This is a genomic window from Streptomyces sp. NPDC053560 (assembly GCF_044544605.1).
Lineage (GTDB): Bacteria > Actinomycetota > Actinomycetes > Streptomycetales > Streptomycetaceae > Streptomyces.
In genome coordinates this window covers 205,736-230,370 of sequence record NZ_JBITXI010000013.1, presented here as the reverse complement: position 1 = coordinate 230,370, position 24,635 = coordinate 205,736, and the positions used below count along the sequence as shown (strand labels likewise).

The following is a 24,635-nucleotide window of genomic DNA, read 5'->3' as shown; positions in this document are numbered from 1 at the left end:
CTCGGGTCAAGACGAGCTCATGATTGAATCTTTTCAATTCGGCAGCCGGCTCGCGTACGGATCTCCAGAGCTCAAGTGGAAACATCCCTTGACGTCGAGCAGCGCTCGGCTCTACCTTCCTGGCGCGCGACTTGAATCGTTTTACTCTCCCGGGGTGGCCACGGCCGCCATCCCCCTCTGGAGGTGCACATGATCAGCCGCCGTCATCTGCTCGCCACCGCAGCCGCTACCGGTGCGTCCAGCGCCGCGCTCTCGCTCTCCGCGCCCACCGCCGTTGCAGTCAGTGACCGTGGCGGGGAGGGCGAACACAGCGGCGGTGGTGGTGTGTTGCGTGTGGAGTCCACCACGACGGAGTACGCCGACCGGCCGATGGGGCTGGACACACCGCGCCCGCGGTTCAGCTGGCAGCTCGGCGCCTCCGCTCCCGACCAGGTGCAGCACGCCTATCAGATACGGGTCGCCACCAGCCCGGCACGGCTGGCCGACCCCGATGTGTGGGACAGCGGGCGGCGCGCCTCGCGGCAGTCTCTGCTCGTGCCCTTCGACGGGCCCACGCCGCAGCCCGGCACCCGGTACCACTGGTCGGTACGGGTGTGGGACGGCGCGGGCCGGCCTTCGGCATGGAGCGAACCCACGTGGTGGGAGACCGGTTTGACGGGCAGTGAGCAATGGCACGGGGACTGGATCGCGGCACCCGCCGCGCTCGTCGCGGCTCCGTCCCTGGAGGGCGCCTCCTGGATCTGGTTCCCCGAGGAAGCGCCGGGCGGCAATGCCCCCGCGGGCACCCGCTGGTTCCGGCGTTCCGTCGAGATTCCCGGCGGGGTGCGCCGGGCGCGGCTCGTCATCACCGCCGACAATGGTTTCACCACGTACGTGAACGGCACCGAACTCACCCACCGCGGCGCGCTCGACGTGCAGAAGAGCTGGAGCCGGCCCGCCCTCCTCGACCTCACCCACGACCTCCGCGCCGGCACCAACACCCTCGCCGTGAGTGCGGAGAACATCGACGCGAGCCCGGCGGGGCTGATCGCCGTGCTGGAGATCACCACGGACGCCGGCACCACCCGCCACACCACGGGCGACGGCTGGCTGAGCACCGACCGGAAGCCCGGTGACGGCTGGCAGGAGCCGGGAGCGGACGACAGCGGCTGGCAGCCCGCCCGCACCGTCGCCGCCTGGGGCGCGGATCCGTGGGGCAAGGTACGGGCCGAGCAGTCACCGGCCCAGTTGCGCCGGTCCTTCTCGCTCGCCCGCAAGCGGGTGGCCAGTGCCCGGCTCTACGTAACCGCGCTCGGGCTCTACGAGGCGCACCTCAACGGCGAGCGCGTCGGCGAGGACCGCCTCGCCCCCGGCTGGACGGACTACAAGAAGCGCGTTCCCTACCAGGCGTACGACGTCACCGACGCGGTGCGGCGCGGCGACAACGCGCTCGGCGTCACCCTCGCCACCGGCTGGTACGCGGGCAATGTCGGCTGGTTCGGGCAGGACACATACGGCGCACACCCGGCGCTCCTGGCCCAGCTGGAGGTCCGGTACACGGACGGCAGCACCGACCGGATCACGACCGACGAACAGTGGCGGGCCGCCGCCGGGCCACTGGTGACGGCCGACCTGATGATGGGCGAGCAGTACGACGCGCGCGCCGAGACGCCCGGCTGGACGGCCCCCGGCTTCGACGACTCGGGCTGGCGGGCCGCCACGGCACAACAGGAGATCACCGCCACGGTCGTAGCAACGACCGAGGCGCCGACCCGCATGATGCGGGAGGTCGAGCCGGTGAAGGTCACCGAGCAACGTCCCGGCGTCTTCCTCTACGACCTCGGGCAGAACATGGTCGGCGTCGTACGGCTCACCGTCCGCGGCGGCGAGGCGGGCCGGAAGATCACCGTGCGGCACGGCGAAGTCCTCGACCAGGACGGTGCGCTCTACGTCGCCAACTTCCGCACGGCACGCCCGGTCGACACCTACACACTCAAGGGCGCCGGCGAGGAGAGCTACGAGCCGCGCTTCACGTTCCACGGCTTCCGGTACGTCGAGGTGACGGGGTACCCCGGCACGCCGCCGAAGGATGCCGTCGTCGGGCGGGTGCTCCACACCGCGGTGCCCTTCACCCTCGACTTCTCCACCGACGACGCCATGCTCAACCAGCTGCACAGCAACATCACTTGGGGACAGCGCGGCAACTTCCTCGCCGTGCCGACCGACACCCCGGCCCGGGACGAGCGGCTCGGCTGGTCCGGCGACATCAACGTCTTCGCGCCCACCGCCGCCTACACCATGGACTCCGCCCGCTTCCTCACCAAGTGGCTGCGCGATCTGCGTGATGGGCAGAGCGAGGACGGGGCCTTCCCCGACGTCGCGCCGCTCGTCGGTCCGGTCGGCTCGGGCGTCGCGGGCTGGGGAGACGCCGGGGTCACCGTGCCGTGGGCGCTGTACCAGGCCTACGGCGACGAGGGAGTGCTGGCGGAGAACTGGCCCGCGATGCAGAAGTGGATCTCCTACCTGGAGGCACACAGCAACGGCCTGCTGCGCCCGGCCGAGGGCTACGGCGACTGGCTGAACGTCGACGACGAGACACCGAAGGACGTCATCGGCACCGCGTACTTCGCCCATGCCACCGACCTCGTCGCACGCATCGCGAAGGTACTGGGGAAGGACAGCGGGCCGTACGACACACTCCTGACCCGCATCCGGCAGGTGTTCAACGACGCCTATGTGTCGGACGGCACCAGAATCAAGGGCGACACCCAGACCGCGTACGTCCTGGCGCTGTCCATGAGCCTGCTGCCGTCGGCGGCCGCCCGGCGCGCCGCGGCCGCCCGGCTCGTGGAACTGATCGAGGCCCGGAAGGAACACCTGTCCACCGGCTTTCTCGGTACGCCACGGCTGCTGCCCGCGCTCACCGAGGCCGGCCATGCGGACGTCGCCCACCGGCTGCTGCACCAGCGGACCTTCCCCTCCTGGGGCTATCAGATCGACAAGGGCGCCACCACCATGTGGGAGCGCTGGGACTCCATCGAGCCGGACGGCAGCTTCCAGGACGTCGGCATGAACTCCTTCAACCACTACGCCTATGGCTGCGTGGGCGAGTGGATGTACCAGAACCTCGCCGGCATCACGGCGGGTGAGCCGGGCTTCCGCACCGTCGTGGTGCGCCCGCGCCCAGGTGGCGGCGTACGCACCGTCAGTGCGCGCTTCGACGGACCGTACGGTCCGGTGCGGACGCGCTGGACGCTCGACGGCACGGGCCGCTTCACACTCACCGTCTCCGTACCGGTCAACACCACAGCGGAGGTGTGGGTCCCCGCGGCCCGTGCCGAGGACGTGACCCACGACGGCACCCGCTTCCTCCGGATGGCGGAGGACCGCGCGGTGTTCCGGGCCGGGTCCGGCACCCATCGCTTCGTCACGTCCTGACCCTGGCCTCTGCACGGGAGCACTCTATGGGGCGCCGCACCGGGCCGCGCCCCACAGCCACCACTCCCGCTCCCACCGACAGCCCACCGCACCTACCCCCGCCGGTTTCTCCCCGGCCCCACTCGCCCCAGCCTGGTCCAGCCGGTCCAACCGCGTTCTGCCAGCAGCTCGATCAGTCGGCGGGCCGGTGGCACGGTGTCGAACGCCAGGGTGTCCATCAGCTCGACGAGCGGAGCCTCGATGTCAGCGTCGTCGACGTACCCCTCGCCCCGTTCGTCGGCCACCTCCGTGACGTAGGCGGCCAGTTTGTCGGCCAGCCCGACCAGCTGCGGGTCATTGTCAGTACTGTCGAGTGCCTGCCCCAGAGTGAGGTAGAAGCCGACGAGCCGCGGGTCGGCGATCTGCTCCCGCTTGCGTGCCACCCACTCCGGTACTCGCTCGGACGAGTGCGCGGCCAGCGGGATCCAGCCGTCGCGCTCGACCTGGACGATCCGCTCGTCGACCCCGAGCACACGCAGCAGGTCGAGATACTCGACGACCTCCGGAGGCAGCACCAGATTGTCCCCGGCCGCGAGGCGGGCGACCCGCTTCCGATACCGCTGCCGCTCGCGGATCTCCTCCCTCAACCGCCTGTCGATGTCCGCGACCGCCGCGGCGAACTCCCCCTCGCCGGCCTGCAGCAGCTCCCGTACGCGCGCCAACGGGACCCCGGCCTCTGCCAGAGTCCTGATCTTGACAAGCTCGACCACGGCACGTCCGTCGTACCTCCGGTAGCCGGAGTGATCCCGCTCCGGCTCCGGCAGCAGCCCTTTGGCGTGGTAGTGCCGCACCGCGCGTACCGTCACTCCGGCGTACGACGCCAGCTCGCCGATGGTCAGCATCGCTCCAGTGTCCCAGGAGCGGCTCAGGAAGAGGCTGGCTGGTCGGCTGGGCGGCGTGTGCTCCGGTCTGTACTCCGCATGAGTTCCACGGTCCGTTCCTTGATCAGTGCCGCGATCTCCGGGGCGTGAGTGAAGACCAGCCGGTGGTCGGCGTCGAGCCAGAACGCGGAGGTGCACGGACGCTCGCGGAGAAGCCGCTCGATGCCGGCCCGCCAGAGCCGGTTGTGCCGTGGTGCACGGCCCTCGCTGCTGTCGCCCGCAATGGCAGTCGACATGATCATGCTGATGGGGTGGTTGATCCCCCGGTACTGATCCAGGAGGGCGGAACGCACCACATCGATCTCCAGATTGAGGCGGAGGATGTCTGTTGCGGTGAGCCGCATCTGAGGGCCATGCCTGTCCTCCGCCATGGCGCGGAATTCCGGCAGGTCGATGTCGGTGAGGAACGGTTCGGGCAGTGGATTCGCCCCGTCGATGAGGACAAGCCCGGCGACGGCTTCGGGAAACTCGGCGGCGTAGTGCACAGCCAGGTCCGCGCCCAGTGAGTACCCCACGAGCACAGGCGCCGCGGGCAGGTCGACCTCCGCCATCACAGCAATGAGATCGCTGAGGAACGCGTCGAACGAGTACCGGTCGGCGGTCGAAGCGAGACCGTGCCCTCTGAGGTCGAAGGTCACCACGTCGTGCTCCCGCCGAAGGAGCGTAACCAACTCATGCAGGTCGGACTGTGTCGAGTTCAGCCCAGGACACAGCACCAACGGGCGTCCCCGCCCACCGCGAGTGACCGGGATCGTGACGCCATCGTGGCGAACGGTAGAGCGCCGACCGGCAACGGCGGTCGCGTCGTTGTCCTTCGTCATCGTCATACCGGCCACCCTGCGAGGTTGCCCCTGCGTCAAGGTCAACCACTCCAGCGGATCGGGATAATGAGGTGATCACCACCGCACCGATGCACCTCTTTGGGAGCCCACATGACACCCAGCCGCTGGCTGACCGCCATCCTGAGCGCACTGCTCGGCACGACGCTGCTGCTGGCCGCGCCCACAACGGCGATAGCCGCGCAACAGCCCACCGCTCAAAGGCAGTCGGTGAGCACCGCGCACACCATCGCCGAAGCCTCCTCGCCCTATGGCTCGCACGTCCACAAGCACTCGGGCTCCATCGTCCACCGCCCCACGACCAAGACGGTCCACAAGGTGTCGGTGAGCAAGGAGAAGCCGACGAAGAAGAAGCGCGGGTTCTTCAAGAAGCTCGGCATCTTCCTGATCGTGCTCCTGATCCTCTTCATCGTGGTCGTGGCGCTGCTGATCTGGCTGCTCGTCCGCTTCGTGCGCAAGGCCTTCCGCCGCCGCGCCTGACACACCGCGGCCTGTCCCACACCTCCGCCTGACCGCCTGACCGGCGGCCACCCCCACCGCCGATCCCGCTTATACCAGTAGTCACACCGCTATACCCCCACTTTCACTAAAGGTCGAGTAAGCGTTGTAGGCGCGGTATGTCATGCAGCATTCTTGTTGCGACAGAGACGCAGTTGTCGCGTCGTCCCAACGGGGCGGCGCGGCACATCGCGTCAGGGGAGAACCAGGGGGAAACATGCGAAAGATCGTCAAGGCCGCTGCTCTGACCTTCGCAGTGGGTGCTCTTGCCACGGTCGGGATGTCCACCGCCAACGCCGCCCCGGCAGCGGGCAGCCTGCGCGGCTGCCCCTCGGGGGCCGTCTGCGTCTATCCGCAGAACGCCGGGTGGAACAACGACCGCCCGTCGCTGGTCTTCTACAGCTACGGGGCCCACAACCTCAGCAACCAGGTCGGTCAGCACTACGTCCTGAACAACCAGACGGGCGGCGCGACGGCCCGCACCTGCACTGGCTACAACGGAACGGGGGACTGCCAGGGCTTCATCCAGCCCGGGTACTACGTGGACAAGGACCTGACACCGATCAACTCGATTCTTCTCGTCCGACCGTAACCGCAAGCGCCTGACGCTGACGCGCAAGGACGTGCGCTCGGGCCGATCCCTTCCCGGACCGGCCCGAGCGTCGCCGTTCCAGGGACCTCAGACCGCCGCCGCCAAGGCACTGATCCCAAGGACGAACAGGGCCACAGTCTTGGTTACTTCGGCGGCCACATAGAAGAGGTGGGCGCGGGAGCACGGGAGTGTATCTCCCGCGAGCACCCGGTCGGGCCGCCGATTGAGAACGGGACGGATCACCACTGGCTGCGCTGCCAGCAGGAGCACAGCCACGGCGGTCGGCACACCGACCCAGGAACGAGATCGCCAGCACCATCCCGAGCCAGACGAAGGTAACTAGGGAGTTACAGGGAGTTCTGAGGAATTCTCTGCCTCATCGGGCGCGGCTGTCATGCAGTGGCCCGCCGCGCGTACACCTCGATCTCGATCTTCATGCGGGGGTCGGCGAGCCCGCACACCAGCATCGTGGCAGCCGGCCGCACATCACCGAAGCAGCGGCGCAGCACCGGCCAGCAAGGCTCGAATTCCTCACGGTCGGGCAGCAGATAGCGCACCCTCACCACGTCGGCGAAACTGCACCCTGCCTCGGTGAGCGCGGCCTCGATATTGCGCAGGCACTGCTCGGCCTGCTCCACCACATCGTCGGAGATGGTCATGGTGGCGTAGTCGAAGCCGGTCGTCCCGGACACATGCACCCACTCGCCGTCGACCACGGCACGGGCGTACCCGATCTGTTCCTCAAAGGTCGATCCGCTGAGAACCGCACGTCGCTCTGTCATGCACCGAATGCTAAGTGCCCAAAGTGCTCCACGTGCCCCAGGCACCGCACACGGATACCCCCTACCCACGGAAATGACGTACGACCTGGGCTGCGACGGCGCGCGTCGCGCGGGAGGGGTGGCGGCGGCGATGGCGCGCCAGGTGCACGGAAACGTCAGGAAGAGCGGGGCCGTGTACTGCGGTGAGGCAGCCATCGCGTAGCGACTCGGCCACATTGGCGCGCGGGAGAACGGTCAGCCCCAGCCCGGCCGCAACGCAGGCGCGAGCCGCTTCGATGCTGCCGAATCGCGTCAGACGGGGCTGGGTGCCGGGGACCGCCAATAGACGTTGCGCAAGCCAGTCGCTGTAGGAACAGCCCTGCTCGTGGAGGAAGAAGCTCTCCTGTGCCAATTCCTGCCAGGAAACGGGCCGTTCGCGGCCGGCGAGGGGATGGCTCGGGGCGCACAGCAGGGCCAGGGGCTGGCCGGCGATGCGCTCGGCCGTGAGATCCGGGTGGCCGACCTGGTCCTCCAGCAGGAGAGCACAGTCCAGCCGTCCTGCCCGCAGTCCTTCCACGGCGGACGCCGTGCTGCACGGCTGCAGGTGCACCTCCACGTCCGGGTGGGAGCTGCGCAGCGCCGCAATCACACTCGGCAGATGGGCCGAGCACAGGGTCTCCCCCGCGCCCACCACCACCGTCCCGGTGACCGGCCCGTCCTCAGCGGCGGCCGCGAGCAGACGCGCCTCGGCCTCCAGGACCTCTTCGGCCAGAGTGAGCAACCGCCGCCCGGCGTCGGTAAGCAGCGCGCCTCTGGCAAATCGGTCGAAGAGCCGGGCCCCCAGCGCTTTCTCCAGAGCCTTGATCTGCGCTGTGACCGTGGACTGCGCGAGCTGCAGCTCAGCAGCGACCCCCGTGAAACTCCCCGTCCTGGCGAGCGCGGTGAAGGTCTGCAGCAGTCGAGTGTCCATGCCCGGAGGCTAGCAAGCCATCGAAGAACACGATCGGTTCGATCCATAACTATCGTTGGTATTAATGCCTCCCGGGCGGGAGCATGGAGCCATGACTGCTCCTGAAGCCATGACTCACCCTGAAGGCACGACCTCCGCGACCGATGTAGCTACCGGTGTAGCTACCGATGTCACTATCGACGTCACCACCGATGCCGCTGTCCTGCGCTACACGGCTTTCACCTCCCACCCGGACGGCGGGAACCCGGCCGGCGTTGTCCTCGACGCCGCCTCGCTCCGTGAGGAACAGATGCTGGCGATCGCCGCCGAGGTCGGGTACTCCGAGACCGCATTCGTCACCTCCCGGGACGACCAGCGGCGCCGGTTCACGCTGCGCTACTTCAGCCCTCTCGCCGAGGTCGCGTTCTGCGGGCACGCCACCGTTGCCACGGCGGTGGCTCTCGCCGGACGCATAGGCCCCGGTGACCTGTCCTTCGACACCCCGGCCGGCGAAATCGGCGTGGCCACCGTGGCCGACAGCGACGGTGCCGTACGGGCAACGCTCACCAGCGTCCCCACCCGTTCCCGTCCAGCGCGGGCCGCCGAGGTGGACGCCACACTCTCGGCTCTGCGGTGGGACACAGCCGACCTCGACCCGGCACTGCCGCCGCACGTCGCCTTCGCCGGTAACGAGCACCTCATCCTCGCCACCGGCTCGCGAGCCCGGCTGGCCGACCTCGACTACGACTTCGAAGCGCTCGCAGAGGTGATGCGGGCCTACGGCTGGACGACGGTGCACCTGGTCTGGCGCGAGAGCGACAGCCACTTCCACGCGCGTGACCCGTTCCCCATCGGCGGCGTCCCCGAAGACCCCGCCACGGGAGCGGCGGCCGCCGCGTTCGGTGGCTACCTGCGTACGCTCGGCCTGGCGCCCACAGCCGATGCGATCACCATCCGCCAGGGTGAGGACATGGGACGCCCCAGCGACCTCACCGTCGACGTGGCCCCGGACGACGCCCGGGTACGCGTATCGGGCTACGCCGTACCGGTCCCCACTACTGCGATTCCCGCGGGGAGTCGCCCAGGTCAGCGGTGATCACCCAACACCCCCATACAACGAGGCCCGCACAACGAGGCCCGCACAACGAGGTCTGAACAACAAGGTCCGAACATCGAGGTGCGAACAACGAGGTCCGATTGCTGCCAGCACGCTCGCCTCTCACCGAGCACGCTGACGGCATGACGATCTCCTCCAGCACCGAGTCAGTGACCGTCCTTACCCACATGTACGCGGCTGAGGCGCAGTACCTGGCCGCCGGAGGCCCCGACAAGGCCTCTTTCGACCTGCTCGCGCCCTACTTCGCACCCAACGTCGAGCTGCACCAGGCGGACGGCCTGCCGTATGGCGGTACGTGGCGTGGCCACAGCGGCATGCGGCAGTTCTTCCGCACGATGGGGACGGTGTGGGAGTCATTCGACATGGTGGAACAAGAGTTTCTTGCCACCGGTGAGACTGCGGTCGTACTCACACAGGTACACGCTCGCGCCCGCGCCACCGGCCGTGAACTCAGCTTCCCGATCCTTCAAACCATCAAGGTCAAGGAAGGACAGATCACCGAGGTCCGCCCGTTCTACTGGGACACACGCGCGATCGCCGACGCCTGCGCCATCCCGGCAGTGACAGGCTGACTCCCGGCACCGACGCTCGATGTCAGCGATCCAGCGCAGGGAGGTGGGCCAGGCCGGTATCGAGCATGATGCGGCCGACGGTCTCGTGGAGGGTGCTGTCGGCGTCGATGACGGTTTCGATGCCACCGGGCAGGAGGTCGAGCGGCCGGTACCAGTCACGCAGCTCCGCTTCGCCGAACTTGCTCATCGGCGGCTTGGTGTGGTGCCGCGCCAGCGTCTCCTCGAAAGGCACGTCCAGATAGAAGCCGTGGGTCGGGCCGCGATGGTCCGCACGCAGCTGGGCGAGCATGTCGCCGTAGTGGTCGGCGTACAGGATGCCCTCGACGACAACGTGGTACCCGGCGTCCAGGGCGTAGCGGGCCGTCAGGTCGATCAGGCCGACGTTCGCCGCTCCCGGCCGGTCGCGCTCGCGCAGGACGACACGGCGGAGGTTGTCCTGCGCGACCAGGGCCAAACCGCGTCCGAACTCCTCTCGGAGGCCGGCCGCGACCGACGACTTGCCCGATGCGCTGTTGCCACGCAGAAACACGAGCCGGGTTTCCTCAGTGCCTACCGTCACGCCGATCACGGTACCGGCCCCCGCTGACACCGACGGTCGCGGAAACCGCTCGGCCGCAGGTCAACTCACAAAGGCCCAAACGCCCCAAGCCACGAGCGCCACCACCGCCAGAACCCCGAGGACAACACTGCCCACGCCGACCCTGCCGACCCGCTCTTGCTCCATGCGCTTTTCCGCCAGGAAATTCTCGGCGTCCTCGGGCCTCCGAGTCCTCACCCACTGCCCGTTACCCAGGTTCATGACCTCACCCCTCGCGTCTCGATCTCCGCCCTCTCCCCTGCCCGAACGCGTCACAGCCATGCGTTGCGTCAGGCGAGCAGGCATTCCCAGGCGCTGCGCGCGACCCGACATCGCCGCAGCGTGCGGTAGTTTGCCCGCCATGACTGAACTCGGGTTCGTCGCCTGGCCGCCTGCCCCGATACGGACCGAACGGCTCGTGCTTCGCGAGTCCGAGGCCAGGGACCGTTCGGCGTTCATCGAGCTGTTCGCCTCGCCGGAGGTGGGCACCTACATCGGCGGCCCTCGACCGCGTGATGAGCTCGAACGCGCGGCGCCCGAGGTCCCCGGGCGACGTCCCGGTCTTTTCGTGGTCGACCTCGCCGGACGGCGTCGCCCGCGCGCGATGATCGGCATGGTCACGCTCGATCGGCGCGACGCAGGGCGTCCGGGTCGCGTTCGCCCTGATGCACGGGAGACCGAACTCGGTTACATGTTCCTGCCCGAGGCGTGGGGGCGTGGGTACGCCGCCGAGGCGTGCGCAGCGGCGCTGGAGTGGTTCGCCGACGCGCGTCCTGGCGAGCCGGTGGTGCTCTGCACCCAGACCGCCAACGACCGCGCGATGCGCCTCGCGGCGAAGCTGGGGTTCACCGAGACTGAACGGTTCGAGGAGTACGGCGCCGAGCAGTGGTTCGGCGTGTGGACAACGCCCGCGATGGGCCCACGGCAGCCCGGAGGACCGGCTTCTCGCCCGTGCGAGGACCGGTCCGACGAGCAGCGATCGCCGCAGCTGTGAGGAACTGCGGCGAGGATGACCGGACGGTCGACGGTCAACGCTGCGACGGCAGGGCGCCGTTGTCCGCATCGTCCGTGAGCAGTCGGATGGTGCGCTGCGGGAAGTGGATGTCGATCCCGGCCTCGTCGAGGGCCTTCTTGACCCGACGGCGCAGCTCGCGGGTGACTGCCCACTGCTGCAAGGGAACCGTCTTCACGGCGAGCCGTACGACGACACCGTCAGCGTCCAGCGACTGGACGCCCCACACGGAGGGGTCCTCGAGCAGAAGGTCGGTGAAGGCCTCGTCCTGGCGCATGGCCTGCGCGGTGTCCTCAAGGACCCGGTAGACGACGTCAAGGTTGGCTTCGTAGGCAACGGGGACGTCCAGCACGGCACGTGCCCAGTCCTGGCTGTCGTTCCGGACGCGGAGGATCTCGCCGTTGCGGATGTGCCAGAGGCCGCCGTTGAGGTCCCGTACGTGCGTCAGCCGCAGACCGATGTGTTCCACCTCTCCGATGGCCTCACCGAGATCGACCGAGTCGCCGACGCCGTACTGGTCCTCGATCATGATCAGGAGGCCGGACAGGTAGTCGGCGACCAGGCTCTGCGCACCGAAGCCGATCGCCAGACCGACTACGCCGGCACTGGCCAGCAGCGGGCCGAGCGCGATGCCCACCTGGTCGAGGACCATGGCGACGCCGAGCAGAGCCAGGATGATGGTGACAGCGCTGCTGAGCACCGCGCCGATGGTGCGGGCCCGCTGCTCGCGCCGTTGCGGAGCGCGGGAGCGGTCACGGTGCAGGACCAGAGGGCCGCGCCCCGACGACCGCGACGGCCTGGAACTGGATTCCTCGGCGGCCGGCTCCAGCACGTGCTGCACGACCCGGGAAATGGCCCGCCTGGCCACCCAGCGAATCAGCGCGAGGACAAGAATGATCAGTGCGATGCGCAGCGGTATTCCGACCAGGTCTGCGGTGTGTTCTTGCATCCAGCCGGACCACGGGGCGGCCAGAGTCGTACCTGCATCCAGGGCTGACTGAGCAGGTGGGTGGGGCGTCGGCACTGCGGACTCCGTTTCTTGAGGACATGGGTCGTGGCGCCGCCTACCCACTGACAGGCAAGCATGATCATCGAATGGGCACGTAGTCCTACTGAATCAGCGAGCGTTGTGCGACAGTCGCGGCAAATCACCCGCTCGGGTGCATCTGATTCCGGCAGCAGTGGGCACTCGCGCCCTGCACGGGGTCGGCCATGCGTCACGCGCTCGGGGGCCGCACGCCGTGCCGGATGACGTCGGGGCGGCCGGCCCCCTCCCCCGCCGGACGCCCCGCGTCACTCCGCCGCACGCCTTTCCGTCAGATGTCGACCACCTGGCTTGCGCAGTCGCCCCACGGGCGGCTCGACTCGGTGTAGTACTTGCCGTGTGCGGGCGATTTGACGGTCGGCTGCAGGCGGGCCCCGTCGTTGCGGCCGGTGACGCGAGTGATCTCCTCATCCGGGCCCCACGCCACGACGCGGTAGATCGAGACGATGACCATCTGTGAGCCGTCGCCGGTGCGCCAGCTGATGCCGGAGACGTTCCCACTCCCGTCCTCATTCCAGCCGGGTGGGTACACGGTGGTCACGTCCGTACCTTCTCCGCACGTCACAGGGGCTTTCGGCGCGGCCGACCGGGCCGCGCCGAGCCCGGCATTGCCCAGCACCAGGGCCGTTACCGCTCCTGTCAGCAGCACGGTGCGTGTCAGTCGCTTCATACGTGTCGGTTGCTTCGTGCGCGTCGATTGCTTCATGTGGTACCCCCGTAGCCACAGTCCGACAGTGCGATTTCCGCACCATCCGGTGAAGGGATTCCCCACGGAAGGTAGGCAGTTCGCTCGGCACAGGGCAACGGAGTGCTCACATCGTTGCTAAGGCGTCAGATGCGGCGCCGGAACGGCACAAAGGGAACGGACTGGTCCACGCTGCGCGCAAATAGGTGTTCCTGTGCTGCGTACCGTCGCCCCTCAGCGGGTCGTGACGACGGTGGCGGCCGGGCGGCACGGGCGTCGGGTACGTACAAGTGGGGTCGGCGGATATTCCGGTGCCGTGCCGTCGGCCGAGGGGCAGACTCGTCCCATGGCGGATATGCGAGCGTTCCGGGACGCGGTTACTGGTTGGGCGGCCGGCGGTCCCGGTGGGCCGGCGAGTGATCTGGCGGTGCAACTGGGAGTGCGGACGGCCGTACTGCTGGAAGGCCCGAGTGATGTCGCGGCCGTCGGGGCGCTGGCCGAACGGCGCGGCCGGGACCTGGACGCCGAGGGGGTGTGCGTCGTACCGATGGGCGGGGCGATGAGCGTCGGCCGCTACGCCGAACTCCTCGGGCCAACCGGCCTCGACCTGCGCCTGGTTGGGCTGTGCGACGAGAACGAGCAGCGCTTCTACGACCGCGCTCTGGAGCGGACTCAGCGAGCTCAGGCAGGTCAGCCAGGTCAGGCAGCACCAGCACCGCACGGGCACATCTTCGTGTGCGTGAAGGACCTGGAGGACGAGCTCATCCGCGCGCTGGGCACAGCAAGAGTCGAGGAGATCGTCCAGGCGGAGAACGACCACCGCGCCTGGCAGACCTTTCTGCACCAGCCCGCGCAGCACGGCCGTCCCCGGCAGCAGCAATTGCGCCGCTTCCTCGGTACGAAGAAGGGCCGCAAGATCCGCTATGGCCGCCTCCTCGTCGAAGCCCTCGACCCCGGCCAGGTGCCGGCCCCACTCGACGATCTCCTCACGAGCCTGTGACCGAGGGCCGACGGCCGACGGCCGCAGAGGACGTCGGGCCCCCTTCTGATGCCAGGCCTCCTCCTGAATTCCAGGCCTCCACCTGTATCCAGGCCCCACCTGCGGAGTTCTCAGCCCCCAATCCGCCGCAAGGCGTCCACCGTAAGGTCCGCCAAGGTCGGGTACCCATCGACGGCCATGAGGAGGTCGGCCTCGGCGAGCAGGGCGCGCAGTACGTGGACGATGCCGTCGGCACCGTCGAGGGCCAGGCCGTAGGCGTACGGGCGGCCGATTCCCACCGCGGCCGCGCCCAGGGCGAGGGCCTTGATGACGTCGGCACCGGTGCGGATACCGGAATCGAAGAGTACGGGCAGGTCCCCGGCGGCCTCGGCCACGCCGGGCAGGCAGTGCAGCGCCGGCAGTCCACCGTTGGCCTGCCGGCCGCCGTGATTGGAGCAGTAGATTCCGTCCACGCCCGCGTCCTTCGCACGGCGGGCGTCGTCGGGGTGGCAGATGCCCTTGAGGATCAGCGGCAGGTTGGTGATCGACCGCAGCCAGGGCAGGTCGTCCCAGGTAAGAGGGTTGCCGAAGATCTTCGCCCAGTGCATCACCGCGGCAGCCGGGTCGTCCTCGGGCGACTTGGCCAGGCGCGAACGGAAGACCGGGTCGCTGGTGTAGTTGGTCAGACAGTGTCCGCGCAGCTGGGGGAAGTTGCTGACGGCCAGGTCACGGGGGCGCCAGCCGGTGATCCAGGTGTCGAGGGTGACGACGATGCCCTTGAAGCCGGCGGCCTCGGCCCGGTTGACCAAGCTCTCGGCCAGCTCCCGGTCGGTCGGTGTGTAGAGCTGGAAGAAGCCGGGAGTGTCGTCGAACTCGGCGGCCACCTGCTCCATCGGGTCGACGGTCAGGGTGGAGGCGACCATCGGCACGCCGGTTCGGGCCGCGGCACGCGCGGTGGCGAGGTCGCCGTGGCCGTCCTGAGCGCACAGTCCGATGACGCCCACCGGTGCCATGAACAGCGGCGAGGGCAGGCGCATCCCGAACAGGTCGACGGACAGGTCTCTTTCACTCGCGCCGACCAGCATGCGCGGGACGAGTCCCCACTGCTCGAAGGCGGTGGCGTTGGCCCGCTGAGTGTGCTCGTCCCCGGCGCCGCCGGCTACATAGGACCGCACGGACGGGGGCATCGCGGCATGGGCCAGCGGCTCCAGCTCGGCGTAGGTCATCGGCAGCCGCGGCACCACCCCGTGCAGCCCGTGGAAGTAGATCTCGTTCTGGTAGTCGGCATACGCCATGATCCGTCCGCCCTCCTGCTCCCTCGCCCGCCACATGCGAACCCTTGTACCCCACAGTGCAAGACTGGCCACCAGGAAGAGGTAAGACGCAGGATTCTCGCCTGGAGCTCGATACTGATGCGGGAAGATGCGACTCCGCTGAGCGAGGACGACCTTGCACTGATCCACGCTCTGCAACTGCGGCCAAGAGCCTCATGGACCGAACTCGGCCGCGCCCTCGGGGTGGACCCGGTCACCGTCGCTCGCCGCCTCAACCGCCATGGCCAGCGAGGTATGGCCTGGGGCGGGCTCTCCCCCGGCCCCCGCATGTTCACGTCCTGCGGTTCCGCTGTGACTTCGCCCGCCCCCTCGGCGGCTGGCCCGTCGCCATCACCCTCTGGGCCAAGGTCCCGCCCCCGACCTGCCCGCGGTCGGCCATGCGCTGATTCGCCTGCCGGAAATCCGTAACTGCGCCGCAGTCAGCGGTCCCCACAACCCGGGCGCTGCCCTCGCCACCCCGGCGCCCTCTCCCGTCACCCTCGCGAACTGCGGTGCCTGCAACGCGAGTTCCCGTTCCCCACCGACTTGGCCGTGTCACATCGGAGCGCACCCACAGCCCGGAGGTGACCAGCGGCTTTATAACTGCTTTACTTTCCCAGAAGCGTTTCACCAAACGCGCGTTTTTTACTATCGCAATTAGATCTTACTTCAACAATATCCCTACTGTGATCCACATCACACTCGGGAATGTAAACTTCCGGTTGCTCGGCTCGATAGAACGCGTTTAATCTCCAGACGTCCGACAATGACTGTCGGCCAAAAAGAGGAGGTTTGAATGAAGCTCATCAAGGCCGCCCCGAAGCCCAAGAAGGTCAAGTTCTCCGTGATGTACAACGCTTCCTGATTCGGCAGCGCCGAACACTTGCGGGGGTCGCACTGAATGCGCCCCCCGCAAGAGTGTGAATGGATTCCGGAGAGGCGGGAAAATGGATCGCATTACAGTTGCGGCCGACCGTTCTATTGTGGGTTTCGGCCCGGTCAAAGCTCTGATCGGCACGGTGGATACATCCATCTGGCCGCGCGAGGCCCTGATCGGTCTTCGCCTCATCTCACCCGAGAATCCCGCCGGCAGCGCAGTCAGAAGCGAAGCAAGTCTGACGGACGCCGCTCAGGCCCATGAGCGCATCCGCTTCTTCCTGAGGGACCGGCTCAACCGCAACTTCCGTGATGTCGCACGCGCCTACCTCGACTCAGGCGGCGCACCCATTGTCGAGGTCACGAACGCCGAGCACCTCGATGCGGGCAGCCGGGCCTTTTTCGAGGTCATGGGCAACGTGCCGGATGTCCGCGTCACCCTCCGGCTGGGCGCCGCGGGAGACGAAGGTGCAGTCGGCGGCGACGAAGCCGGCAATGAAGGGGGCCAGGCCTGGCGCCCCACGGCAACGGAGACCCGCATCGACGCTCTCGCCCAGGCGCCCGCGCTCGACGCGGCGGAACAGGACTTCCTGTACGAGCAGGCAGTGGACCTGCTCGGCGTGGGCGACAGCTGGAGCGCCGTACGCATTCTCGAAGCACTCCTGCGGCACCGGAACACACCGGCCGTGTGGGGACGCCTCGGTCTGGCCCACGCCATGCTCGGCCGCACCCTGGAGGCGGAGTTCTGCTACTTGCGCTGGTGCGAGGATGCCGATCCCGCCAGCGCGGCGGGCGCCCATTACGGGCTCTCGATGCTCTACGCCCGCCACCACCCCGCCCACCTCCGGTCCCTGGACCGCACGGCACAACACCTCGAATTCGGGTACGAGATTCTCCAGAAGGCACCGTCCGATACGCCGGATCTCGAATTTCATCGGGTTTTCAACCGGAATGGTTACGCCCTAGTAGAATTCAGGCGAGGGCGCGTGCAGGAAGCAATCCAGCACCTTACCGAGGGAATCGAGAAACTACGTTCCGGCTCGGGCAAGCATCACATGCATCAAACCGTTCTGATCTACAATCTGGCACAGTGCTACCGCCGTTCCGGGAATCTCCCGATGGCCATCGAAACGTACGAGAAGCTGCTGGCTGTCGACGGGAACATGCCCGAGTACCACATGGAACTCGCACACTGCCACCTCGACTCCGAGGCCTTCGAATCGGCGCTCGACGCCCTGAACACAGCGCGTGAGCTGGGCCCCTCCATCACCGAGGTGCACTCCCTCCTCGGCTACACCCACCTGCAGCTGGGCCTTGCGGAGGAAGCCGTCGCCTCGTACCACCAAGCTCACCTCTGTGCGCCTCGGTCCTACGACACCTTCTACGACTACGTGTACGCCCTCGCCGAGGCCGGACGCAGTGCGGAGGTGCTGGCCGTTGCCACTGGCCGGCCCACGCACGATCTCACTCCCGAACAGCACGGCAGCCTCTTGACGTTGGTGGCGGAACAGCACACCCTCCTGGGGAACTGGGCCGAGGCACGCGACGCACTCGAACACGTCCTCCGGCTGACTCCCGACCATCCCGACGCACGCACCAACCTCGACCTGGTCGTCGAAGCCATGGCGTGAGCAAGGCATGCCCCTGACGATGAAACCGACTTCAGCAGCCCTCCCCACCACGCGCGTACGGGGAGCCCGCCGTCTCGCCGCCTTCACCTTCCTCTTCTTCACCGGGATGTGGCTGTCCAAGACGGTCCACCCCCTGTACTTCGAACGCCACGACCACCTGGTCCAGTTCGGGCTGTCGTACACCGCCATGGCCATCGCGGGTACGACGTCGGTGGCCATCGGCCGGCTGGCCGACCGCTCGGGCCCGCGTCTGCTCATGGCCGCAGGCGGAGTGCTCTACGCGACGGGCATGGCCCTGCGCGTGGTGCACGCCAGCCCGCTCGTGGCCGTGCTCTCCGGAGTAGTTGCCGGCTTCGGTGCCTGCTCGGTCTTCATCGCACTGCGTGTCTGGATTCTCTACAACACCGGCGAGGACCAGCGGACCGGCATCGTCTCCCGCCGCGAATTCATGAACCAGGCGGGCATGGCGATCGGGACCGGTTCGGCCGGCGCACTCGCGGCCTTCATCGGCACCGGCGACCGCGGCTACGTCGCCGTACTGCTCCTCGCCGCCGGCTGCGTACTGGCAACGCTGCTCTTCATCCCCCCGACGAAGCCCTCCCCGCACACGGCGTCCGACGGCCCCGAAGGTCCCGAAGGTAAAAACGCCTCGCGTCCACGACTCACGGACGTGTTCACCCACCACCGCGGCATGGCCATCGGCGTCACCGGCCTCGGGCTGCTCATGGGCTTCTACGTCAGCCTGCTGACTCCATACCTTCCGCTGCTGCTGGCCGACCGGGGCGTACCGCTCGCGTGGGTCGGTACGGTCCTCGCTGTCGCCAGCCTGGTACGCCTGCTGGCCGCCTCGCTCGCCGGGCGCTATCTCCGCCGGCGCAACCCCTTGGCCCTCTTCCTCGGCGCCGAAGCCTGCTGCGCCCTGACCACGCTGTGCCTCGCCCTGGTCACCAGCCCGTGGATCGCCGCCCTGGCACTGGCGCTGCGCGGCGCGTTCCTCCTCGGGGCCACCGTTTCGCAGGAGCTGCTCCAGCTCAACGCCTTCCCCACAGCCCTCGCCGGAGTGTTCTTCGGCCTCGTGCAGAGCGCGTTCCTCGCAGGCGACTCCCTCGGTGGTGCCCTCGGCGGCTGGCTCTACCACTCGCTGGGCAGCTCGCACACCGTTCTCATCGCCACGGCACTGACCGTCGCCAACGCCGTCCTGGTGCCCGCCTTCTATCGCTCGGTGAAGAAGCATCCCACCAGTGACGTCACCACCGGGACGGCCGTAGATGTCCCGGCCTGAGCCTTCGACGCCCCAGCGGCACTCGTCACCCCTGCCGGGCTCATCAGCAGCCTTCTCCGGGAGGGAGGCGGCCCCAACACCTCCTCTGCCCGAGCTTCTCTTCGACGAACGCCAACACACCCTCCTCACCTGGGACAACGGGCCGGTTCTCGGCCTGCTCCAAGACGACGGAGTGGTCCAGGTCAAGCGGCCATCAGCGGACGGGTGGCCGCCCGGTCGACACGGTGACCAGGAAATGAGCACCCTACGCATCGCTCTCGACGGCGACGCGGCGCTCTACACGCAAGCGGACGAAGCATTCACCTGCTTCCACCTCGACCCGCCATCCCTGACCGTGGAGGAACACCATCTCGACGGGAAGGAGGACGCCTGGCAGGTGGCCTTGCCGGACGGCGCTTCCTCCTGGACGCTCACCGATGTCCTGGCCGCGCGCACCGAGACCGGCTCCACCTGTTACCTCCTCACGGTGCAGGATGCGGACGAGGCCGTACTACTGATCCGGGCAGCCCGCGGAGCAGCCGTACGCGTCCACAGCCCTCTGAACCCCGGCGAGGTGGTGCACTGGGCCGATGCGGCCGACGTGGTCGTTCTGCGCGAGGACCAGGGTCCGTGGCCGCCGCTCCTCCACGCCGAGCCGTTCAGCACGACGGTCCGTCCATTCAGCACCACGGGGGCCCGAGGCACCACAATCAACGGCAGCCCCCACCGCGCCACATGGCTCGACGGCACCGCACACCAGGCCCTGATCGCCGGCAACGTCCCCGAAAAGCCCAGCCTCGCCGTCTGGGACCTTGTCTCGGGCGGCCTCCGGGACCTCGGCCACGCACCGGTGTCCGACGCGCGCTTCTTCCTCGACACCCCCGACCACGCGCTCCTCATCACAACCCGTCAGGGAATCGACCGAGCCCACCGCCTGGACCTCACCCGCAATGCCGTCACCGAAATCCCCACTCCGGGCTCCGGCCGGCTGCAGATGCGTACCACCGCGCCGCACGGCATCGGCCTGCACGGTCTGTCGACCACGGGCGGCACCCGGACCTGGTGGATAGGCCCCGACGGCGACGCCCAACAGTGCCCCGGTGCCGTCCCACCCGATCCGGACCTACCGCCCATCACCCACACCTGGCTGGGCACCCACACCTCGCCGGATACTCACACCTTGCCGGGTGCCGTTCCCGCACTCATCCACAACCCGCCCGCACACCCCACTTCACCACCCACGTCACATCCCACCTCAGCCGTCATCAGCCTGCACGGCGGACCGGAGTCCCTGGAGCGCGACGAACTGCGCTGGGACGGCCTCTACCGACACCTCCTGCACGATGACACCCTCGTCATCGCCCTCAACTACACAGGTTCCACCGGCTACGGCGCCGAGCACCTGCGAGCGCCGTGGCGTCGCTGGTCCAAGAGCTTCGCAGCCGATCTGGCGTCCTGCCTCGCCCTGACCCGAGAACGCGGTATCCCACCACACCGCACGGCCCTGCTCGGCGGCAGCTTCGGCGGATCGCTCGCCCTTCTCGGATGCGTACTCGAACCCTCGCTCGCCGGCGCCGTCGCGTCCGCTCCCATGGCCGACATCGTCCGGCAAGCGGCACGCGCCGGCGAAGCCTCCCCGCACTACCCCGCATGGTTCGCCGAACGCTACTCCCTCACCGCCGCGACCCCCGCGGAGCGCGCCTTCGACCCGGCGCACCTCACGACGACGACACCGCGGCAGCGCATCACCATCCTCCACGGCGAGAACGACGAAGTCACCAGCTACCAGGACAGCGCGGCCCTGGTCGCCCGCGCGCTCGCCAAGAAGTTGCCCTGGACCCTCCTCAGCGACGCTTCCGGGCACACCCCCGACACGGCAGCCACGGCCCGCCTGCGCCACGACCGCACCCTCCAGTCCCTGCGCGAAACCCTCGCACTCGACGGCCGCAGCCGCCCCCTCGGCCCGTGAATACGACGTTGTCACGGAGACTCCGAACGAGTACCGTTACCGACGTGAACACCGGACCGGCGTCAAGCCACTCACGGATCGGCCACCCGGTGGACGGCTGATCGCACAGCGGGTGCACAAGCACCCCCTCAGTTCGGCACGCGGACCTCCCAGTGCTCCTGCACCAGACGAGTCCGAGTCATTGCCGAACCACACTGAGGACAGCTGAGTGACAGCCACGTTCAACCACACCATCATCGCCGCCAAGGACCGCAACGAGTCCGCCCGCTTCTTCCGCGAGTTGCTGGAAGTGCCGGAAGCGCCGTCCTGGGGCATCTTCACCAACATCCAGCTCACCGACGGCGTGCTGCTCCAGTTCGCCGAGCCGCCGGTCGAGATACAGATGCAGCACTACGCGTTCCTGGTCGATGACGACCTGTTCGACCGGGCGTACCAGCGGCTGTGTGACCACGGCGTCGAGCACTGGGCCGACCCGCAGATGCAACGCCCGGGCGAAATCAACAACGACCACGGCGGCCGCGGCGTGTACTTCAAAGACCCAGCAGGCCACGCAATCGAGCTGATCACCCGCCCCTACCTGTAGCCGGGGCGGGGCAGGTACGGCACCTTGGTCAGCACCGTGCTGCCGACCAAGGCGCCATGCCCTACCTGATCCCAGGGCTGTCCAAGAAGCCGAGCAGTACCGCGGCCTCCCCGCGGAGTTGCGCTGCTCGGTCCGCATGCGCGGGGGCGGTCAACTGCGCTGCGGCATCCAGGCGTTCAGCCGCCTCGGCGCGTACGACGTCCACCACGCCGCGCTCGCTCAACTCGCGGCGTTCTGCCTCTGTGGCGCCGGCCCCTGCCGGCGAATGCTCAAGGGCCACGCCGCGAAGCTCCGCTTCGTCGACCGGCGCCGCTTCAGCGTTGTCCAGCGCGGCGAGCGTGGCGCGCAGGGCGCTCACCGCTGTCTTGTCGCGGGCGCGCATCGCTTCCGGCAGTGCTTGACGCATACGGAGACGTAGAGACATGCCGGTGACTTTATGGACGCCCTTCAGGCACCACAATGCAATTACGTTCGGGGGGCGCCACCGCTCTCACCGATGTTGTCAAAGAATTCCCCTCCTGCCTCCTCGGCGCATCAGGCCGCGAAGCCGCCGTCCGCGGCCACCGTGGCACCGGTGACGAAGCCCGCAGCCGGGCCGGCGAGGTGTGCCACCACGTGCGCGATCTCGGAGGGTGCCGCATAGCGGCCGAGGGCGGTGAAGCCCCGGATGGCCTCGGCGTTGGGGCCGTCCGCGGGGTTGGCCGCGGTGTCGGTGGGTCCGGGGTGTACGAGGTTGACCGTGATGCCGCGGGGCCCCAGGTCCCTGGCCAGCCCCTTGGTCAGGCCGGCCAGTGCCGTCTTGGTCAGCGCGTACAGGGTGAAGCCGGGGAAGACCGCGCGCTCGGCTATGTTGCTGCCGATGCTGATGATGCGTCCGCCGTCCTGCATGTGTCGGGACGCCGCCCGGGCCGCGAGGTACGGCGCACGGACATTCACCGCGACCGCGTGGTCGAACTCCTCCTCGCCCAGATCCTCCAGGGGACCGACGAGGAAGGCCCCCACGTTGTTCACGACGATGTCCAACCGGCCCAATTCGGCAACGGTCCGTTCCACGGCCCCGGCGGCGGCCTTCGGGTCCGCGTTGTCGGCGCGGATGGCGAGTGCGCGACGGCCCAGGTCCGCGATCTGCTTCGTCACCAGAGCAGCGCTCTTCTCATCCTGCTGATAGGTGAAGGCGACATCGGCGCCGCCGGCCGCCAGCCGTACGGCCACCGCCGCGCCGATACCCCGGCTTCCGCCGGTCACAAGCGCTGTCTTCCCTGCGAATTCGTTCGTGTCCATGGCTTCATCCTGATCGCCCCCGCGACGCGAAACCGGCGGGAATCAGACCTCGGATTCCGCGGCGTGTCCGCTCACGCGGAGTTGGGGAGCCCGGTAACTCCCCCAGAGAGGGCTCAGAGGGGTCACTCACCGGCCATACGGGTGGCCCTGCGGATGGCTGTCGTCGTTCTGCCGGAGGGGGCTGTGGGTGTGTACGCGGTCGGTGATTACCGTGGCGTGCGGGAGGCTTACCTCGGCGTTCGGCGGCCTGACCGTGTGAGGGTTTTCGGCGTTCGTGCCGGGCAGGGCGCACGGCGTAGGGGAAGCCATGTGTGCAGAAAACACTTCGGGAGAGACGGATATGAGCGGAAGCGACGGCGCCGTGGAGCGGATCGGACCGCTGCGGCGGGTGATGCGCGGGCGGGATCCGGAGGAGGAGCATCGGGCGTCGACGCCCTTGGAGCTGTTGTTCGACCTGACGTTCGTGGTCGCGGTCTCCCAGGCCGCCGCGCAGCTTCACCACGCCCTGGTCGAGGGGCATGTCGGTGCCGGCCTGGTCGGGTACGCGGCGGTGTTCTTCGCGATCTGGTGGGCGTGGATGAACTTCACGTGGTTCGCCTCCGCCTATGACACCGACGACGTCCTCTACCGGCTTCTGACGTTGTTGCAGATGGCCGGCGTACTCGTACTGGCCGCGGGGGTCCCCGCCGCGTTCCAGCACGGCGACTTCGCTGTCGTCGTGATCGGTTACGTCATCATGCGCATCGCCATGATCACGCAGTGGCTCCGGGCCGCCGCCGAGCACCCGGGCGGCCGGCAAGCCGCCCTGCGCTACGCCGCCGGCATCGTCGTGGTGCAGGCCGGATGGATCGCCCGGCTCTGGGCGCCGGGAGTCTGGGCCCCTGTCACGTTCGCGGTGCTCGTCGCGGCGGAACTCGCCGTACCGGCCTGGGCCGAGTATCACGGGAGAGCCACTCGCTGGCACCCGGAACACATCACCGAGCGGTACAGCCTGTTCACGATCATCGTGCTCGGCGAGGTCATTCTCGCCTCGCTCGCGGCCGTGCAGTCGGCCGTGTCCGCTCATGGTCTGACCACCTCCGTACTGCTGATCGCACTCGGCGGACTGATCCTGGTCTTCGCACTGTGGTGGATCTACTTCACCGGTAGCGACGCCCACCTCGGCACTCTCCGCACCGCCCTGACCTGGGGGTACGGACACTACGTCGTCTTCGCAGCGCTGGCGGCGCTCGGGGCCGGGCTGGAAGCCGCGCTGGATGCCGCCGAGCACCACGGACATCTGTCCGCCCAGACCGCCGGGCTCGCCGTGGCCGTCCCCACGGCGATCGTGGTGCTCGTGCTCGGCTTCCTGCATTGGACGACCGGTACCGGTGCGGTGGGCCATGGGCTTCTGGTGGTGGCGGGCGTGCTCGTGGTGCTGGCGCTTGGGTTCAGTGCGCCGGCTGTCGGCCTGGGCGGCGCCGTGCTGGGTATTGGGCTGGCCGTCGCCGCGACCCTGGCCGCCAACCTGACGGTCTTCCGCCGCCGGACGAATGCCATGGGGCGCATGGCCTGAGGTAAGGGGTAGAGAGGTTCCATGGACAGGCACATGCGCATTCGCTTCGGCGGGGGCCCTGGCCATGCGGCGTGATGAGCATGCCCTCAGGGGTGCCCCTTCGTTCGTTCCGCGCGGGGGCGTTGTCGTGTAGATGTGGGGATGGAGTGAGCTGCGCGTACGGGAGCGGAGCGCTGGTTGAGGGAGGGGCCTGCCGTGCACCG

The 24,635-nt window shown here is 68.4% G+C and carries 23 protein-coding genes; 13 read left to right on the top strand and 10 right to left on the bottom strand.

Going from position 1 to position 24,635, the window contains the following annotated elements; all coding sequences use genetic code 11:
• The first annotated feature begins 189 nt into the window (after positions 1-189).
• Complete coding sequence (locus ACIGQF_RS29460; RefSeq protein WP_399716294.1) at positions 190-3,417, top strand: alpha-L-rhamnosidase; 3,228 nt, start codon at positions 190-192, stop codon at positions 3,415-3,417.
• Positions 3,418-3,509: 92 nt separating this feature from the next.
• Here ACIGQF_RS29460 and ACIGQF_RS29455 read toward each other — a convergent pair whose 3' ends face one another.
• Both ACIGQF_RS29455 and ACIGQF_RS29450 read right to left on the bottom strand, forming a co-directional pair.
• The gene (locus tag ACIGQF_RS29455) at positions 3,510-4,298 is read right to left on the bottom strand and encodes a MerR family transcriptional regulator (protein ID WP_399716291.1); all 789 of its coding nucleotides are present in this window, start codon (positions 4,296-4,298) and stop codon (positions 3,510-3,512) included.
• Between the two features lie 23 nt (positions 4,299-4,321).
• A complete protein-coding gene (locus ACIGQF_RS29450; RefSeq protein ID WP_399716289.1) occupies positions 4,322-5,164 on the bottom strand; it encodes an alpha/beta fold hydrolase in 843 nt (280 codons plus the stop codon).
• Positions 5,165-5,269: 105 nt separating this feature from the next.
• On the opposite strand from ACIGQF_RS29450, the gene ACIGQF_RS29445 reads away from it, so the two are divergent.
• Positions 5,270-5,656: a hypothetical protein gene (locus tag ACIGQF_RS29445; protein WP_399716286.1), complete on the top strand. Its 387-nt coding sequence runs from the start codon at positions 5,270-5,272 to the stop codon at positions 5,654-5,656.
• Positions 5,657-5,891: 235 nt separating this feature from the next.
• Positions 5,892-6,266: a hypothetical protein gene (locus ACIGQF_RS29440; RefSeq protein WP_399716284.1), complete on the top strand. Its 375-nt coding sequence runs from the start codon at positions 5,892-5,894 to the stop codon at positions 6,264-6,266.
• A 392-nt stretch (positions 6,267-6,658) separates the two neighbouring features.
• Here ACIGQF_RS29440 and ACIGQF_RS29435 read toward each other — a convergent pair whose 3' ends face one another.
• Entirely contained in the window at positions 6,659-7,048 is a 390-nt protein-coding gene (locus tag ACIGQF_RS29435; RefSeq protein ID WP_399716282.1) for a RidA family protein, read from the bottom strand.
• Between the two features lie 61 nt (positions 7,049-7,109).
• On the bottom strand, positions 7,110-7,997 hold the full coding sequence (locus ACIGQF_RS29430; protein WP_399716279.1) for a LysR family transcriptional regulator: 888 nt from the start codon (positions 7,995-7,997) through the stop codon (positions 7,110-7,112).
• 109 nt (positions 7,998-8,106) lie between these two features.
• Between ACIGQF_RS29430 and ACIGQF_RS29425 the strand changes: the two genes are divergently transcribed.
• Together ACIGQF_RS29425 and ACIGQF_RS29420 are read left to right on the top strand one after the other, a co-directional pair.
• Positions 8,107-9,072 (top strand): PhzF family phenazine biosynthesis isomerase, encoded by a 966-nt coding sequence (locus ACIGQF_RS29425; protein WP_399716276.1) that lies wholly within the window; start codon positions 8,107-8,109, stop codon positions 9,070-9,072.
• A gap of 143 nt (positions 9,073-9,215) precedes the next feature.
• A complete protein-coding gene (locus tag ACIGQF_RS29420) occupies positions 9,216-9,665 on the top strand; it encodes a nuclear transport factor 2 family protein (RefSeq protein WP_399716273.1) in 450 nt (149 codons plus the stop codon).
• Between the two features lie 22 nt (positions 9,666-9,687).
• On the opposite strand, the gene ACIGQF_RS29415 is transcribed toward ACIGQF_RS29420, so the two are convergent.
• A complete protein-coding gene (locus ACIGQF_RS29415) occupies positions 9,688-10,233 on the bottom strand; it encodes an AAA family ATPase (protein ID WP_399716270.1) in 546 nt (181 codons plus the stop codon).
• A gap of 370 nt (positions 10,234-10,603) precedes the next feature.
• Between ACIGQF_RS29415 and ACIGQF_RS29410 the strand changes: the two genes are divergently transcribed.
• Positions 10,604-11,236, top strand: coding sequence for a GNAT family N-acetyltransferase (locus ACIGQF_RS29410; protein ID WP_399716268.1), 633 nt, complete (start codon positions 10,604-10,606; stop codon positions 11,234-11,236).
• 34 nt (positions 11,237-11,270) lie between these two features.
• On the opposite strand, the gene ACIGQF_RS29405 is transcribed toward ACIGQF_RS29410, so the two are convergent.
• Positions 11,271-12,203 carry a mechanosensitive ion channel family protein gene (locus ACIGQF_RS29405; protein ID WP_399716265.1) on the bottom strand — a complete coding sequence of 311 codons (933 nt, stop codon included), beginning with the start codon at positions 12,201-12,203 and terminating at the stop codon, positions 11,271-11,273.
• 367 nt (positions 12,204-12,570) lie between these two features.
• Complete coding sequence (locus ACIGQF_RS29400) at positions 12,571-12,840, bottom strand: hypothetical protein (RefSeq protein ID WP_399716261.1); 270 nt, start codon at positions 12,838-12,840, stop codon at positions 12,571-12,573.
• A gap of 490 nt (positions 12,841-13,330) precedes the next feature.
• On the opposite strand from ACIGQF_RS29400, the gene ACIGQF_RS29395 reads away from it, so the two are divergent.
• Positions 13,331-13,984 (top strand): TOPRIM nucleotidyl transferase/hydrolase domain-containing protein, encoded by a 654-nt coding sequence (locus tag ACIGQF_RS29395; RefSeq protein WP_399716259.1) that lies wholly within the window; start codon positions 13,331-13,333, stop codon positions 13,982-13,984.
• Positions 13,985-14,094: 110 nt separating this feature from the next.
• Here the strand turns inward: ACIGQF_RS29395 and ACIGQF_RS29390 are convergent, their stop codons facing one another.
• Positions 14,095-15,258 (bottom strand): alpha-hydroxy-acid oxidizing protein, encoded by a 1,164-nt coding sequence (locus ACIGQF_RS29390; RefSeq protein WP_399716257.1) that lies wholly within the window; start codon positions 15,256-15,258, stop codon positions 14,095-14,097.
• On the opposite strand from ACIGQF_RS29390, the gene ACIGQF_RS29385 reads away from it, so the two are divergent.
• The 5 genes from ACIGQF_RS29385 to ACIGQF_RS29365 all read left to right on the top strand — a co-directional run bounded on the left by ACIGQF_RS29385 (position 15,157) and on the right by ACIGQF_RS29365 (position 21,596).
• Complete coding sequence (locus tag ACIGQF_RS29385; RefSeq protein WP_399716254.1) at positions 15,157-15,705, top strand: AsnC family protein; 549 nt, start codon at positions 15,157-15,159, stop codon at positions 15,703-15,705. The genes ACIGQF_RS29390 and ACIGQF_RS29385 overlap by 102 nt on opposite strands.
• A gap of 518 nt (positions 15,706-16,223) precedes the next feature.
• On the top strand, positions 16,224-17,783 hold the full coding sequence (locus ACIGQF_RS29380) for a tetratricopeptide repeat protein (protein WP_399716252.1): 1,560 nt from the start codon (positions 16,224-16,226) through the stop codon (positions 17,781-17,783).
• 19 nt (positions 17,784-17,802) lie between these two features.
• A complete protein-coding gene (locus ACIGQF_RS29375) occupies positions 17,803-19,065 on the top strand; it encodes an MFS transporter (protein WP_399716249.1) in 1,263 nt (420 codons plus the stop codon).
• A gap of 235 nt (positions 19,066-19,300) precedes the next feature.
• Positions 19,301-21,013, top strand: coding sequence for an alpha/beta hydrolase family protein (locus ACIGQF_RS29370; RefSeq protein WP_399716246.1), 1,713 nt, complete (start codon positions 19,301-19,303; stop codon positions 21,011-21,013).
• Positions 21,014-21,221: 208 nt separating this feature from the next.
• On the top strand, positions 21,222-21,596 hold the full coding sequence (locus ACIGQF_RS29365; protein ID WP_399716243.1) for a VOC family protein: 375 nt from the start codon (positions 21,222-21,224) through the stop codon (positions 21,594-21,596).
• Between the two features lie 61 nt (positions 21,597-21,657).
• Here the strand turns inward: ACIGQF_RS29365 and ACIGQF_RS29360 are convergent, their stop codons facing one another.
• Together ACIGQF_RS29360 and ACIGQF_RS29355 are read right to left on the bottom strand one after the other, a co-directional pair.
• Positions 21,658-21,978: a hypothetical protein gene (locus ACIGQF_RS29360; protein WP_399716520.1), complete on the bottom strand. Its 321-nt coding sequence runs from the start codon at positions 21,976-21,978 to the stop codon at positions 21,658-21,660.
• Between the two features lie 152 nt (positions 21,979-22,130).
• Positions 22,131-22,877, bottom strand: a complete 747-nt coding sequence (locus ACIGQF_RS29355) for an SDR family NAD(P)-dependent oxidoreductase (RefSeq protein ID WP_399716241.1) — start codon at positions 22,875-22,877, stop codon at positions 22,131-22,133.
• A gap of 340 nt (positions 22,878-23,217) precedes the next feature.
• Here ACIGQF_RS29355 and ACIGQF_RS29350 point away from each other — a divergent pair, with 340 nt between their 5' ends.
• Positions 23,218-24,432 carry a low temperature requirement protein A gene (locus ACIGQF_RS29350; RefSeq protein WP_399716237.1) on the top strand — a complete coding sequence of 405 codons (1,215 nt, stop codon included), beginning with the start codon at positions 23,218-23,220 and terminating at the stop codon, positions 24,430-24,432.
• The last annotated feature ends 203 nt before the right edge of the window (positions 24,433-24,635 follow it).

Excerpts from the sequence above, each read along its gene's own strand:
- ACIGQF_RS29460 (WP_399716294.1), top strand. The coding sequence starts at position 190 with ATGATCAGCCGCCGTCATCTGCTCGCCACCGCAGCCGCTACCGGTGCG.
- ACIGQF_RS29455 (WP_399716291.1), bottom strand. The coding sequence starts at position 4,298 with ATGCTGACCATCGGCGAGCTGGCGTCGTACGCCGGAGTGACGGTACGC.
- ACIGQF_RS29450 (WP_399716289.1), bottom strand. The coding sequence starts at position 5,164 with ATGACGATGACGAAGGACAACGACGCGACCGCCGTTGCCGGTCGGCGC.
- ACIGQF_RS29445 (WP_399716286.1), top strand. The coding sequence starts at position 5,270 with ATGACACCCAGCCGCTGGCTGACCGCCATCCTGAGCGCACTGCTCGGC.
- ACIGQF_RS29440 (WP_399716284.1), top strand. The coding sequence starts at position 5,892 with ATGCGAAAGATCGTCAAGGCCGCTGCTCTGACCTTCGCAGTGGGTGCT.
- ACIGQF_RS29435 (WP_399716282.1), bottom strand. The coding sequence starts at position 7,048 with ATGACAGAGCGACGTGCGGTTCTCAGCGGATCGACCTTTGAGGAACAG.
- ACIGQF_RS29430 (WP_399716279.1), bottom strand. The coding sequence starts at position 7,997 with ATGGACACTCGACTGCTGCAGACCTTCACCGCGCTCGCCAGGACGGGG.
- ACIGQF_RS29425 (WP_399716276.1), top strand. The coding sequence starts at position 8,107 with ATGACTCACCCTGAAGGCACGACCTCCGCGACCGATGTAGCTACCGGT.
- ACIGQF_RS29420 (WP_399716273.1), top strand. The coding sequence starts at position 9,216 with ATGACGATCTCCTCCAGCACCGAGTCAGTGACCGTCCTTACCCACATG.
- ACIGQF_RS29410 (WP_399716268.1), top strand. The coding sequence starts at position 10,604 with ATGACTGAACTCGGGTTCGTCGCCTGGCCGCCTGCCCCGATACGGACC.
- ACIGQF_RS29405 (WP_399716265.1), bottom strand. The coding sequence starts at position 12,203 with ATGCAAGAACACACCGCAGACCTGGTCGGAATACCGCTGCGCATCGCA.
- ACIGQF_RS29395 (WP_399716259.1), top strand. The coding sequence starts at position 13,331 with ATGGCGGATATGCGAGCGTTCCGGGACGCGGTTACTGGTTGGGCGGCC.
- ACIGQF_RS29385 (WP_399716254.1), top strand. The coding sequence starts at position 15,157 with ATGGGCCAGCGGCTCCAGCTCGGCGTAGGTCATCGGCAGCCGCGGCAC.
- ACIGQF_RS29390 (WP_399716257.1), bottom strand. The coding sequence starts at position 15,258 with ATGGCGTATGCCGACTACCAGAACGAGATCTACTTCCACGGGCTGCAC.
- ACIGQF_RS29380 (WP_399716252.1), top strand. The coding sequence starts at position 16,224 with ATGGATCGCATTACAGTTGCGGCCGACCGTTCTATTGTGGGTTTCGGC.
- ACIGQF_RS29375 (WP_399716249.1), top strand. The coding sequence starts at position 17,803 with ATGAAACCGACTTCAGCAGCCCTCCCCACCACGCGCGTACGGGGAGCC.
- ACIGQF_RS29370 (WP_399716246.1), top strand. The coding sequence starts at position 19,301 with ATGAGCACCCTACGCATCGCTCTCGACGGCGACGCGGCGCTCTACACG.
- ACIGQF_RS29360 (WP_399716520.1), bottom strand. The coding sequence starts at position 21,978 with ATGCGCGCCCGCGACAAGACAGCGGTGAGCGCCCTGCGCGCCACGCTC.
- ACIGQF_RS29355 (WP_399716241.1), bottom strand. The coding sequence starts at position 22,877 with ATGGACACGAACGAATTCGCAGGGAAGACAGCGCTTGTGACCGGCGGA.
- ACIGQF_RS29350 (WP_399716237.1), top strand. The coding sequence starts at position 23,218 with ATGAGCGGAAGCGACGGCGCCGTGGAGCGGATCGGACCGCTGCGGCGG.